11 protein-coding genes are annotated in these 12,509 nt (G+C 69.8%); 5 read left to right on the top strand and 6 right to left on the bottom strand.

Features of this window, described 5'->3' with window-relative positions; all coding sequences use genetic code 11:
- Positions 1–103 precede the first annotated feature (103 nt).
- Positions 104–1,471 carry an MBL fold metallo-hydrolase gene (locus E5679_RS08200; RefSeq protein WP_138414604.1) on the top strand — a complete coding sequence of 456 codons (1,368 nt, stop codon included), beginning with the start codon at positions 104–106 and terminating at the stop codon, positions 1,469–1,471.
- Between the two features lie 9 nt (positions 1,472–1,480).
- Here the strand turns inward: E5679_RS08200 and E5679_RS08195 are convergent, their stop codons facing one another.
- Genes E5679_RS08195 through E5679_RS08180 form a run of 4 tightly spaced genes read right to left on the bottom strand, consistent with a single transcriptional unit; the run spans position 1,481 to position 6,626 of the window.
- Entirely contained in the window at positions 1,481–2,971 is a 1,491-nt protein-coding gene (locus tag E5679_RS08195; RefSeq protein ID WP_138414746.1) for a rhamnulokinase, read from the bottom strand.
- A 2-nt stretch (positions 2,972–2,973) separates the two neighbouring features.
- Positions 2,974–5,007 (bottom strand): bifunctional aldolase/short-chain dehydrogenase, encoded by a 2,034-nt coding sequence (locus tag E5679_RS08190; RefSeq protein WP_138414602.1) that lies wholly within the window; start codon positions 5,005–5,007, stop codon positions 2,974–2,976.
- Positions 5,008–5,064: 57 nt separating this feature from the next.
- Positions 5,065–6,228 carry an L-rhamnose isomerase gene (gene rhaI / locus E5679_RS08185; protein WP_138414599.1) on the bottom strand — a complete coding sequence of 388 codons (1,164 nt, stop codon included), beginning with the start codon at positions 6,226–6,228 and terminating at the stop codon, positions 5,065–5,067.
- Positions 6,228–6,626: an L-rhamnose mutarotase gene (locus E5679_RS08180; protein WP_138414597.1), complete on the bottom strand. Its 399-nt coding sequence runs from the start codon at positions 6,624–6,626 to the stop codon at positions 6,228–6,230. Before E5679_RS08180 ends, rhaI begins: the two co-directional genes overlap by 1 nt.
- A gap of 324 nt (positions 6,627–6,950) precedes the next feature.
- Here E5679_RS08180 and E5679_RS08175 point away from each other — a divergent pair, with 324 nt between their 5' ends.
- From E5679_RS08175 to E5679_RS08160, 4 genes are all read left to right on the top strand, one after another.
- On the top strand, positions 6,951–8,975 hold the full coding sequence (locus E5679_RS08175; protein ID WP_138414595.1) for a DUF6807 family protein: 2,025 nt from the start codon (positions 6,951–6,953) through the stop codon (positions 8,973–8,975).
- A 40-nt stretch (positions 8,976–9,015) separates the two neighbouring features.
- Positions 9,016–10,068 carry a LacI family DNA-binding transcriptional regulator gene (locus tag E5679_RS08170; protein WP_138414593.1) on the top strand — a complete coding sequence of 351 codons (1,053 nt, stop codon included), beginning with the start codon at positions 9,016–9,018 and terminating at the stop codon, positions 10,066–10,068.
- A gap of 90 nt (positions 10,069–10,158) precedes the next feature.
- Positions 10,159–11,226 (top strand): YihY/virulence factor BrkB family protein, encoded by a 1,068-nt coding sequence (locus E5679_RS08165; protein WP_138414591.1) that lies wholly within the window; start codon positions 10,159–10,161, stop codon positions 11,224–11,226.
- A 31-nt stretch (positions 11,227–11,257) separates the two neighbouring features.
- Complete coding sequence (locus E5679_RS08160; protein ID WP_138414589.1) at positions 11,258–11,692, top strand: hypothetical protein; 435 nt, start codon at positions 11,258–11,260, stop codon at positions 11,690–11,692.
- An 11-nt stretch (positions 11,693–11,703) separates the two neighbouring features.
- On the opposite strand, the gene E5679_RS20805 is transcribed toward E5679_RS08160, so the two are convergent.
- On the bottom strand, positions 11,704–11,841 hold the full coding sequence (locus E5679_RS20805) for a hypothetical protein (protein WP_171042291.1): 138 nt from the start codon (positions 11,839–11,841) through the stop codon (positions 11,704–11,706).
- Positions 11,842–11,917: 76 nt separating this feature from the next.
- A complete protein-coding gene (locus E5679_RS08155; RefSeq protein ID WP_138414587.1) occupies positions 11,918–12,478 on the bottom strand; it encodes an ArsR/SmtB family transcription factor in 561 nt (186 codons plus the stop codon).
- Positions 12,479–12,509: the final 31 nt, after the last annotated feature.

Genomic DNA, 12,509 nt, shown 5'->3' with positions numbered 1-12,509 from the left:
TGGCCTTCGTCGACTTCGTGACCCTCTGCTGTCGCCCTCGTGCGGAACCGTCCCCATCGCGTCTGATACCCCACGGGCGTACGCTCGCCTCGGAGGGATTGACATGGACGTCATCGTGATCGACACACCCCAGCTGGGCGACCGGAGCTACATCGTGCACGACGGTCACGCAGCGCTCGTCATCGACGCCCAACGCGACATCGACCGCTTGGAGGCGGCCGTCGCGAAGGCCGGAGTCACCGTAACGCACGTGGCGGAGACGCACCTCCACAACGACTACGTCACTGGCGGCTACATCCTCGCCCGGAAGCACGGGGCCACGTACGTGGTCAACGCCGCGGAGACCGTCTCGTTCGAGCGGAGGCGCATCTCCGACGGCGGGACCTTCGCGGTCGGCGAGCTCTCCGTGAAGGCGATTGCCACCCCGGGGCACACGCACAACCACCTCTCGTTCGTCGTCGAACATCACGGCCGGCAGGCCGTGTTCTCCGGCGGCAGCGTGCTGTATGGCTCGGTGGGGCGAACGGACCTGCTGGGCCCGGGTGACACGATCGGGCTCGCCCACGATCAGTACTCGTCCGCCCGCCGCCTCGCCCGTGAGGCTGGCGATACGGCCGCGCTCTACCCCACCCACGGGTTCGGCTCGTTCTGCTCGGTCGGGCCGGCCAGCGGCGCGGCCGGATCAACCCTCGGCGAACAGTTCAGAACGAATCACGTCTTCACCGACGACGACGAAGCGCACTTTGTCGCCGAACTCATCGCCAACCTGTCCGCCTACCCGAGCTACTACGCCCATATGGCGCCTCTGAACGCGGCGGGGCCCGGGGAACCAGATCTGGCAGTGCCGGAACCGCTGGACCCCGCCGAGCTGAGCGCACGCCTCGCAGCCGGTGAGTGGGTCGTGGACCTGCGCAATCGGGTGGCTTATTCCGCGGAACATCTCAAGGGCAGCGCGAGCTTCGAGTACGGGGACGGCGAACGGTTCACGACGTACGTTGGCTGGCTCTTCCCCTACGACCGCCAGCTCACGCTCGTCGGCTCGCGGGACGACGTCGAGAACGCGATTCGCGACCTATCGCGCATCGGGATCGACTCCCCGGACGCGGCCCTTGGCGAGGATCCTGCACGGTTGGCGCCGGGCGCCCCCTTGTCTTCCTATCCGCGGGTCCGCTGGCAGGACGTGGCCGCGCAACGCACGCCGGAGGACGTGATCCTCGACGTGCGCCGAGCCGAGGAGCACAAGGCGGCGAGGATCGAGGGGGCCGTCAACATCCCGATTCACGAGTTGCTCTCCCGCCTTGACGAGGTTCCGGCGGGGAGGCTTTGGGTGCACTGCGGCTCGGGCTACCGGGCGGGTGTTGCGGCTAGCCTGCTCGACCGAGCCGGGTATGGCGTGGTGCATATCGACGATTCCTTCGAGCGCGCCGCTGCGGCGGGCCTGCCCCTCGAAGGTGACACCGTGCGGAAGTGACGGCGCAGGCTAGGCGGTGACCGCCGCGTACTCGCGCAGCCTGGTGCTCGCCCGAACTGCGGCGCGCAGAGCGTCCAGGCCCCCCGTCAGAGCCCCGGCCGCGCGGGCTTGGACCAGGACATTCCCGAGCGCGGTCGCTTCGACCGGTCCGGCAATGATCGGCAGGCCGGTTGCCGCGGCGGTGAGCTGGCACAAGAGCTCGTTCTGCGAGCCCCCGCCGACCACGTTGATGGCCCGCGGGCGGCGCCCCGAGAGCGCCTGCGCCTGCGCAAGGGTCCGCGTGTAGGCTGCGGCGAGGCTGTCGAGGATGCAGCGGACGACGGCGGCCGGCTCGCCTGAGAGTGTGCCCCCGCCGCGTTCGACGGCGGAAGCGAGTCGCGCTGGCAGGTTCCCGGGAGCGATGAACTCGTCCGAGTCAGCGTCAACCTGCGGGCCGCCAACCGGGAGCGCGGCGGCTTCCGCCAGGAGCTGCTCGAGCGGCAGCTCGCGGCCCTCCTCGGCCCAATGCCGCTGGCATTCGCTCAGCAGCCACAGCCCGCCGACGTTCCGCAAGTATCGGATGGTCCCGTCCACGCCGCGCTCGTTCGTGAAGTTCGCTGTACGGCTCGCCTCGCTGAGGACCGGCTTGTCGAGCTCGACGCCGACGAGCGACCACGTCCCCGATGAGATGTAGGCGACGTCCTCCCCCGGCGCCGCGGGCACGGCGGCGACCGCCGAGGCCGTGTCGTGCGAGCCGACTGCGACGACCGGCGTATCCGCCGGCAACCCCGTTCGCTGCGCGACCGAAGGCAGAAGCGTCCCATAGGCCTCCCCCGGGGCGATGAGTTCGGGGAACAGGCTCTCCGGGAGTCCAAGTGCCTCGAACAGTTCTGCCGACCAGGCACCCGTCTGCGCGTCGAGCAGCCCGGTCGTGGACGCGTTCGTCTCCTCGGTTCGCCGTGCGCCGGTCAGCCAGAAGGCGAGCAGGTCCGGGATGAGGAGCGCCTGCAGGCCGTCGAGCGTGGGCTCGGCCGCAAGCTGGTACAGCGTGGTGAACGGGAGGAACTGCAGTCCCGTCACGTCGTAGAGTCTCTCGGGCGAGACCCTCTGGTGCACCACCGGCACGGTGGCCTCTGTGCGGGGGTCGCGGTAGGCGTGCACGGGCAGCTTGAGCCGCCCCGCCCCGTCTACGAGCCCGTAGTCCACGGCCCACGTATCGATCCCGATGCTCTCGACCCGCAGCCCCCGCGACCCGGCGATCTCGGCAACCTTCGCGAGCCCCTTCTGGACCTCAGCGAAGATCCCGCACACGTCCCAGCGCAGGACGCGCGCGCCGTCGCTGTTCACGCCGTCGTCGAGCACGCCGTTCGGGAAGCGGTGGACGATGTCGAGCGCGACCCGGGGCGCGCCGTCGTGCCCTTTTGCGGCGCCCTCGGCGCCGGGTGCAACCACGGCGAGGATGACCCGCCCCGAGGAGGCGCCGACGTCGACCGCTGCGAAAGCTCGAGTCGAACCCACCATGCTCACCGGAGGAAGGCGGCGGCGACGCCGGCGTCGACCGGGATGTGCAGCCCGGTGGTGTGGTCGAGCTCGTTGCTCGTGAGGACCGCGGCGGCGTTCGCGACGTGCTCCGGCAGGACTTCGCGCTTGAGCAGCGTGCGCTGGGCGTAGTACTTGCCCAGCTCCTCCTCCGGGACGCCGTAGACCGCGGCCCGCTTGGCGCCCCAGCCACCGGCGAAGATCCCGGACCCGCGCACGACGCCGTCCGGGTTGATGCCGTTGACCCGGATGCCGTACTCGCCCAGTTCGGCCGCGAGGAGGCGCACCTGGTGGGCCTGGTCCGCCTTCACGGCGGAGTACGCGATGTTGTTCGGGCCGGCGAAGACGGAGTTCTTCGAGGAGATGTAGACGATGTCCCCGCCCATGCCCTGGGCGATCATCGCCTTCGCCGCGGCTTGGGAGACCAGGAACGAGCCCTTGGCCATGACGTCGTGCTGGAGGTCCCAGTCCTTCTCACTCGTCTCGAGCAGCGGCTTGGAGATGGACAGGCCCGCGTTGTTGACCACGAGGTCGATCCCGCCGAAGGCCAGGACCGCGGCGTCGATCGCCGCGGCGACCTGGCCTGCGTCGGTGACATCCGCGTGCACCCCGATGGCGACGTCGGCACTCCCCAGCTCCGCGGCCGCGGCCTGGGCCTTCTCGAGGTCGAGGTCCGCGATGACGACGCACGCGCCCTCGGCGGCGAGGCGGGTCGCGATGGCCTTGCCGATGCCCGATGCCGCTCCGGTCACGAGCGCGATACGGGTCGCGTGCGACTTGGGCCTGGGCATGCGGGCGAGCTTGGCCTCCTCAAGCGCCCAGTACTCGATGCGGAACTTCTCGCTCTCCTCGATCGGGGCGTAGGTCGAAATCGCCTCGGCGCCTCGCATGACGTTGATCGCGTTGAGGTAGAACTCCCCGGCCACCCGTGCGGTCTGCTTGTCCTTGCCGTACGAGAACATGCCGACGCCCGGGATCAGCACGATTGCGGGGTCTGCGCCGCGCATGGCCGGCGAGTCGGGGACGGCATGGCGCTCGTAGTACGCCGCGTAGTCCTCGCGGTACGCCTCGTGGAGCTCCTTGAGCCGGGCGATGCTCTCCTCGATCCCGGCGTCGGCTGGGAGGTCGAGCACGAGCGGCTTGACCTTCGTGCGCAGGAAGTGGTCCGGGCACGAGGTGCCGAGCGCGGCCAGGCGCGGGTGCTCGGCGGCGGCGAGGAAGTCGAGGACGCGCTCGTCATCGGTAAAGTGACCCACCTGCGGGCGGTCCATCGAGGCGAGGCCGCGGATCACCGGGGCGAGCGCAGCAGCCTTGGCGCGGCGCTCATGCTCCGGCAGCGCGCCGTAGCCCTCAAGGGCCGGGCCGAACGGCTCGGGGCGGCCGTTCTCGGCGATGTACTTCTCCGCCTCGGCGATGATCCACAGCGAGTTGGCTTCGGCCTCCTCGCTCGACGCTCCCCACGCGGTGATGCCGTGGCCGCCGAGGATCGTGCCGATCGCCTCGGGGTGCTGTTCCTTGATCGCGGCGATGTCCAGGCCCAGCTGAAAGCCCGGGCGGCGCCACGGAACCCACACGACCCGGCCGCCGAAGATCTTCTCGGTGAGCGCCTCGCCGTCGGCCGCCGTCGCGATCGCGATCCCGGAATCCGGGTGGAGGTGGTCCACATGCGCGGCGTCGACGAGGGCGTGCATCGCGGTGTCGATCGACGGCGCCGCACCGCCCTTGCCATGCAGGCAGTAGTCGAACGCCGCGACCATCTCGTCCTCGCGCTCCACCCCCGGGTACACGCCCTTGAGCGCGCGCAGCCGGTCCAGGCGCAGGATCGCGAGGTTCTTTTCGGTCAGGGTCCCGAGGTCTCCACCGGAGCCCTTGACCCACAGGAGCTCGACCGGCTCTCCTGTGACCGGGTCGGTCTCGGTTCCCTTGGCGGAGGTGTTGCCTCCGGCGTAGTTCGTGTTGCGCTTGTCGGCGCCCAGCCGGTTCGAGCGGGCGATCAGATCCGCGACAGTCTGGTTCATTGTTTCCTCTTGCTTGAGTCTTCGGGCAGCGGGACTGCGGACGACGGCGGGTGCTGCCTAGGCGCCCCAGCCGGCTTGGGTGCCGCCGACGCGAGTCTCGTTGATGAGCTTCTGGTAGCCCGAGGCGGCGTAGGCGGCCATCGGGTCTGCGGGCAGCCCGCGCTCCTCGCGCCACGCGGCCAGGGCGGGACGCACATCGGTATAGAACGCGTCCATGAAGATCGCGTTCGCGGCTAGGACGTCGTGGTTGCGCTGGGCCTCGCCGAGCGCCTCGCGGTCGAGGAGCAGGGCACGCAGGGCCATCTCCTGGACGTTGAGCACCGAGCGGATCTGACCCGGGATCTTCTCCTCGAGGTTGTGGCACTGGTCGAGCATGAGCGCCACGCCGGAGTTGAGCTCGAGGCCTCCGCCGCGGACCACCTCGACCATGATGCGGAACAGCTGGAAGGGATCCGCCGCGCCCACGATGAGGTCGTCGTCGGCGTAGAAGCGCGAGTTGAAGTCGAACGAGCCGAGCTTCCCGAGGCGCAGGAGCTGGGCCACGATGAACTCGATGTTCGTACCGGGCGCGTGGTGTCCCGTGTCGAGGCACACGAACGCCTTCTCGCCGAGGGCCAGGGTCTGGGCGTAGGACGTGCCCCAGTCCGGAACGTCGGTGTGGTAGAAGGCCGGCTCGAAGAACTTGTACTCGAGCACCAGACGCTGGTCGTCACCGAGGCGCGCGTAGATCTCGGCGAGGGACTCGGCCAGACGGTCCTGACGGGCGCGGATGTCGTCCTGGCCCGGATAGTTCGTGCCGTCCGCGAGCCAGATCTTCAGATCACGCGAACCCGTAGCGTCCATGATGTCGATGCACTCGAGATGGTGCTCGATCGCCGTGCGGCGCACGGTCTCGTCGGAATGGGTGAGCGAGCCGAACTTGTAGATGTCGTCCTGGAACGTGTTCGAGTTGATCGTGCCAAGCTTCACGCCCAGGCCCTCGGCGTACTCGCGCAGGGCCGCGTAGTCCTCGACCTTGTCCCACGGGATGTGCAGCGCCACGCTCGGGGCGAGGCCGGTCAGCTCGTTGACCTTCGCGGCATCCTGCAGCTTCTCCTGCACGGTCCGCGGCGTGCCCGGGGTGCCGAACACCTTGAAGCGCGTGCCCGAGTTGCCATAGGCCCACGACGGGACCTCAATCGCGAGGCGGTCGAGGGCCTCCGGGATCTGAACGGTGCTCATCAGTGCTCTCCTGTCTGTGAAATCTGGGGCATGGCGTGCCCGGAACGGGCTTCGGCCAGCTGGTCCTCGAGGTTGAAGATCTCCTCGAGCGGAACGAAGGATTCGTCGGGTGGGGCGTCGAGGCCGTCGAACAGGTCGGCCATCTCGGCCTGCCATCTCGCGTTCACCTCGTACGCGGCCATCCGGGCTGCGGCGGCGTCGAGGCTGTCCGTCTCGACGTAGCCGATCAGCAGTCCTTCGGGGCTGAGGAAGAGCGAGTAGTTGTTCCAGCCTGTGGCCTTGAGTGCCTCGAGCATCTCGGGCCACACGGAAGCGTGCCGACGCTTGTACTCCTCGACCCGGTCGGGGTGGATCCGCTGCTGGAAGCAGATCCTCCGCCGCGCTGCGGTCTCGCTCATGGTGCTCCTGACGGGGTCGACGGCGACTCTGTCGTCGTTTTATGAATCGATTCAAAAAGGCTGTCTTCATCAGAGTAAGGCCAGCAATCGAGAAGGGTCAAGAGCACATTCGCATCCACCCGAGATGCCTTCCGGAAAGGAGCGCCCTTCCCCGCTCATCCGCGCCGGGCCCCGCGCGGATGAGCGGGGAAGGGCGCTCAATGCGAGGGAAGGGCGCCTGCTGACGAGGTGGCCTTCTCTGGACGAACCCCCGCGACCGTGCGAGACTTCTGGAAAGCGCTTTCCAACCGCGCCGACACCCCATTCACGGCGCAAAGGAGCCCCATGAGCACGCCCGCCTCCCCCACCGCCCGGACGAACGCCACGGAAACAGCCACTGGAACGCCCGCCCGCATCGCCCTCGTCGGGGCGCACGGCTTCGGCCTGGTCCACCTGCGGAACCTCGAGCGCCTCACGCGGCAGGGCGCCGTCGTCCTCGACGCCGTGGCCGACCCCCAGCCGCCGGAGGTCGGAAGCGTTCCGGAGGGGACGCCGTCGTTCGCCTCGCTCGGCGACCTCCTCGCCGCCCGCCCGACTCCGGACGTCGCAATCATCGCCACGCCGCTCCAGACGCACGGCCCCCTCGGCGCGGCAGCGCTCGACGCCGGAGCCCACCTCTACCTCGAGAAGCCGCCGGTGCCGTCGCTCGCGGCCTATCGGGAGCTCCTCGGGCACGCGCAGCGCAGCAAGCGAGCGGTGCAGGTCGGCTTCCAGAGCCTCGGTTCGCACGCCCTTCCGGCGATCGAGGCCCTCATGGCGTCGGGCGAGATCGGACGGGTCCAGTCGATCGGCGCGTTCGGGACGTGGACCCGCGATCTCGCCTACTACGCCCGTTCGCCGTGGGCGGGCAGGCGGAGCCTCAACGGCGTCGAGGTGGTCGACGGCGTCGTGACGAACCCGCTGGCCCACGCCGTGGCGACGGCCCTGCGGATCGCGGGCGCGCGCCGGGAGGAAGACGTGGCGAGCATCGAAACCGACCTCTACCACGCGCACCACATCGAAGCCGACGACACGTCCGTTGTCCGCCTCCGCACCGCACCCGGCCTCACCATCATGTGCGCCCTCACGCTCTGCGCCGCGGAGTCCGCCGAGCCCTGGGTGACCATCTACGGAACGGAGGGCGAGGCGGACTTCTACTACACCGAAGACCGGCTCGTCGTCCGGACTGACCACGGCGAGCGCGAGGAGCGCTTCGGCCGCACGGATCTCACCGAGAACCTCCTCGACCATCTGGCCACGGGCGCCCCGCTTCTGAGCTCCCTCGAGGACGCAGGCGCGTTCATGCGCGTCCTCGAGGCGGTCCGCGAAGGGCCCGAGCCGCGGCAGATCGGGGACGACTACGTCGAGTGGACCGGCAAGGGCCAAGCCGCGCGGCCCATCGTCCGGGGGATCGAGGAGGCGCTGGCGCGGGCGGTCAAGGGTCAGGCGACCTTCGCCGAACTCGGTCTCCCGTGGGCCGCTCGAGAGGAGCCCGCTGCGACCCTCACGCTCCCCGACGGGCAGGCCGTGGCCGAGCTGCGCGACGGGCAGAGCCTCGCCCCCACGCTCTCCCCGCGCCCGTACCTCCACCCGGTCCACACCCTTGGCGGGGTAACCCTCACGGATCACCTTCCCCTCGACCACCCGTGGCACCTCGGCCTGGGCTTCGCCCTGCAGGACGTCTCCGGGACCAACCTCTGGGGCGGCCGCACCTACACCCGGCAGGTGGGCCGCTACGTCTGGCGCGAGGACCACGGGCGGATCGCGCTCGACGACGCCGAGACCGCGCGGGGTTCGCTCCGGCTTGCGCTGAGCTGGGAAGCGCACGACGGCGGAATCCTGCTCCGCGAGGACCGCACCTCCACTGCCACAAGAGCGGGCGACGGCGCGTGGCGCCTCGACGTCGCAAGCCGCCTGACCGCGGTACAGGCTGTGAGCCTCGGCGGACCGGGATCGAACGGGAACACGGGCGGGGGCTACGGAGGGTTCTTCCTGCGGCTTGCGCCGTGCGAGGACGCGGCGGTCTTCACGCCGGACGCCGAGGGCGAGGCGGCCGTGCACGGCCGCCCAGCGCCGTGGCTGGCGTGGAGCGCCAAGATCGGCGGGGCCGAGGCGGGAATCGTCGTCGCCTCCGCGCCCGAGGCGCCGGGCGACCCGTGGTTCGTCCGCCTCGCCGGGTACCCGGGGATCGGTTCCGCACTCGCGTGGGAGCAGGCGGTAGAACTCGCCGACGGCGAGACACTCACGCGATCCTTCCGCGTGTGGTTCGTGGACGGCCCGGTGGACGCCGCCCGCGCGGCCTCACTCGTTGCAGCGGGTGGCGCCGCCTAATGGCAGAGCGGGCCCGGCTCTCACGCGATAGTCTCCCTCCATGAACCGCGCCCCCCACTCCTCTGCGCCCGGACCTGGGACCGCGAGCATCCGCGACGTTGCGGAACTCGCGGGCGTCTCCGTCGGCACAGTGTCGAACGTGCTCAACCGTCCGGACATCGTCCGCGCCGGGACGGTCGAGAAGGTCAATGCCGCGATCAGGGAGCTGGGATTCGTCCGCAACGACGCGGCGCGGCAGCTGCGCGCGGGGCGATCGACCACGATCGGGCTCGTGGTGCTCGACGCCCGGAACCCGTTCTTCACCGACGTCGCGCGCGGCGCCGAGGACGAGGCGGCCCGCGGCGGCCTTTCGGTGGTCATGGCGAACAGTGACGAATCCCCTGAGCGTGAGGCCGCGCACGTGGACTACTTCGAGACCCAGCGTGTCCTCGGTCTCCTCATCTCCCCCATCGGAGATCTCGGGGAGCGCCTCGAGCGGCTCCGCTCAGCCGGGACTCCCGCGGTCCTCGTGGATCGGATTTCCGGGACCCGCAGCCTGAGCTCGGTGGCGGTCGACGACGTCGAGGGAGGCAGGCTCGCTGCCCGCCATCTGCTCGAGCTCGGCAGACGCCGGCTCGCCTTCGTGGGCGGCCCCGCCGGCCTGGCCCAGATCCAGGACCGCCTCGCCGGGGTCCGGAACGCTGCGGAGGCGTTCGACGGAGCGACCGTCGAGGCGATCGAGACCATCGGCCTCACCTTCGACGACGGCCGCCGCGCCGCGCGCGCACTTCTGGCGCGGCACGCGGCCGACCGTCCTGAGGCCCTCGTGGCTGCCAACGACCTTGTCGCTATCGGCGCCCTGCAGGTGCTCATGGGCGAGGGCCACCTCAGCGTCCCGGACGACATGGCCATCGTGGGGTACGACGACATCGATTTCGCAAGCGCCGCCGTCGTCCCTCTCTCCTCGGTGCGCCAGCCGCGCGAGCTCATTGGGAAGACGGCGGTCACGATCCTCCGCGAGGAGGCGGAGGATCCCGCGCTCGAGCCGCGGAATGTGGTCTTCAAGCCGGAGCTCATTGTGCGGGCGTCGACGGTCGGCCGACAGGCAGGGTGACGCCGAGCGGGTGATGCGCTTGGTTTCACTGGTGCGCGCGGAGGGCATGAGTCGTCCATCTGACTCTGGTCCCGACGAGGAGCAAACCCTGTGAGCGATGTGAACTCCGGCAGCACCACCACGCGCAAAGCTGCGGCCGCCCCCGAGCCCGACGATCCCCGCAAGCCCGACCGTCTGCGGGAAGTCACGAAGCCTTCCTGGAAATACGTCGCGAAGAAGACATTCCGCGAGTTCACGGACGACCAGTGCCCAGACTTGGCGGCCAGCCTCACCTACTACGCGGTCCTCTCCATGTTCCCGGCCCTGCTCGCCCTCGTTTCGCTCCTCGGGCTCTTCGGGCAGGCCGAAAGGACTACCGAGGGGATGATGAACCTCATCCAGAGCGTGGCTCCGGGCTCAACGGCGGACACGATCCGCCAGCCGATCGAGGACCTCGTGCACAACCCAGCTGCGGGACTCGCGCTGATCGGCGGCATCGCAGGCGCGCTCTGGTCTGCCTCAGGCTACGTGGGGGCCTTTGGTCGCGCGATGAACCGGATCTACGAGGTGGACGAGGGCCGCGGCTTCGTCAAGGTCCGCGGGACGATGCTGGGTGTCACCGTAGTTGCCGTGATCATCGCCGCCGTCGTCGCCGGAATGCTCGTGCTGAGCGGCCCGGTGGCAGAGGCCGTGGGAGGAGCCATCGGGCTCGGCGGCCCCGCTGTTGCAGTGTGGGACATCGCAAAGTGGCCGGTGGCCGTCGTCCTCGCCATCATCCTCATCGCGATCCTGTACTACTTCACGCCCAATGTGCGGCAGCCCAAGTTCCGCTGGATGAGCACGGGATCCCTCATCGCGCTCGTGGTATTCGCCCTCGCGACGCTGGCCTTCGGCTTCTACGTGGGGAACTTCGGCCACTACAACAAGACGTACGGCGCGTTGGGCGGCGTCATCATCCTTCTCCTGTGGCTGTGGATCCTGAACATGTCCTTGCTGTTCGGCGCCGAATTCGACGCCGAGGTCGAGCGCGGCCGTGAACTTCAGGCCGGCATCCGCGCCGAGGAGACGATCCAGCTCCCGCCGAAGGACACCCGCAAGATCGAGAAGAAGCAGCAGCAGGAGGACGAGGACATCCGCCACGCGCGCGAGCTGCGGCGGGAGCACGGCCGGGCGGAGTAGGGGTTCTTACCCAGAATTCAGGTGGCTCCCGATGACCGGTGACCTTGACCCGCTCCATCCCTTCCTCGGGACGCTCGGAGGCGGCGCGGCCACGCTCCTCGGATTGCTGTTCGTCTCGGTCTCGATCAACGTCCGCCGGATCGTCGAGCACGAGGACACCAAGGAGCTGGCCCGCCAGCTCGGCATCGAAATGGCCGCGACGTCCCTGGTCCTCATCGTCCAGGGCGCGCCCCGGTTCGTCCGCTCGTTCCGCCGCGAGCGCAGCCATCTCTCCCGGCGCGCGCAGGTCCTGCGCTTCGGGCTCGGGCTCTTCCTCCAGACCGCCGCGCTGGCCATCGCCGTCGACTTCCTTGTCGGAGACCTGCGAGGAGCCTCATGGCTGATCGCCGTCGAGCTTTCCCTCCTGGCCGGCGCCGCGAGGAACTCCTGGGAACTGCTCGTGGAGCTCGGCAATTCCGCCAGGTAGCGAGGAACGCTTCACCCGAGTCCCTCCAGCCCCGGCAGGCAGCGCTGCAGCGGGAGGCGTTCCTCGGGCGCGCCCAGCACGGGCTCGCCGAGCAGGTCCTCGATCGAGGTCTGCCCTTCGAGGACTTCCAGCTGCTCCGTGCTGCTCATGGATCCGACGATATGTCCGGTCCCCCGGCTGCTGTGGGAGCCTCGCTCAAACCGGATGGGGCCGCGGACGGTTTCGTCAGCCCTGCTGTCGCCCGGGCTCCTTGCGGCGGCCGAACTTCGGCAGGTTCGCGATGATCTCGGCGGCCCCCTTCGCCGCCCGCTCGACCGTCCGTTCGACCGTCCGCTGAATCTGCTGAGGCCGGGTGCCCGCCGCGGCAGCCACCCCGGCCGGCGACGGCGCATAGGGTTCCGACGCGGGAACGATCGGCAGGCTGGGCGCCAGCGGCGCGGCCTCGAGGGGCTCCGCCAGCGAAGGCACGACGGCGGAGGGCACAGCGGCGGGCTCGGTCGCCGTCGTCGTCTGCTCGGCGGGGGCCGGAACGGCCCGCAGCGAGCTGAGCCACCCGCCGACCTCGGCAAGCGGCTCGAGGCGGAGGGCGTAGTAGCGCTTCTGTCCCTGCGCGCGCGTGGTGACCAGGCCGGCATCGCGGAGGACCTTGAGGTGTTTGGACACCGTGGGCTGGCTCGCGTCGAGCGCCTCGACGAGCTCGCCCACCGCCTTGTCGCCGCCGCGCAGCTCGCGGAGGATGTCCCTGCGAGTGTGGTCAGCGATGACGGCAAAGATGTCTGTCACCATGCCTCCAGCCTATCGAGGTGAAACCCCGGAT

It is taken from the genome of Sinomonas gamaensis (assembly GCF_005876955.1).
Lineage (GTDB): Bacteria > Actinomycetota > Actinomycetes > Actinomycetales > Micrococcaceae > Sinomonas > Sinomonas gamaensis.
The sequence above is the reverse complement of the archived record's forward strand: the minus strand, read 5'-3'. Positions and strand labels throughout refer to the sequence as shown.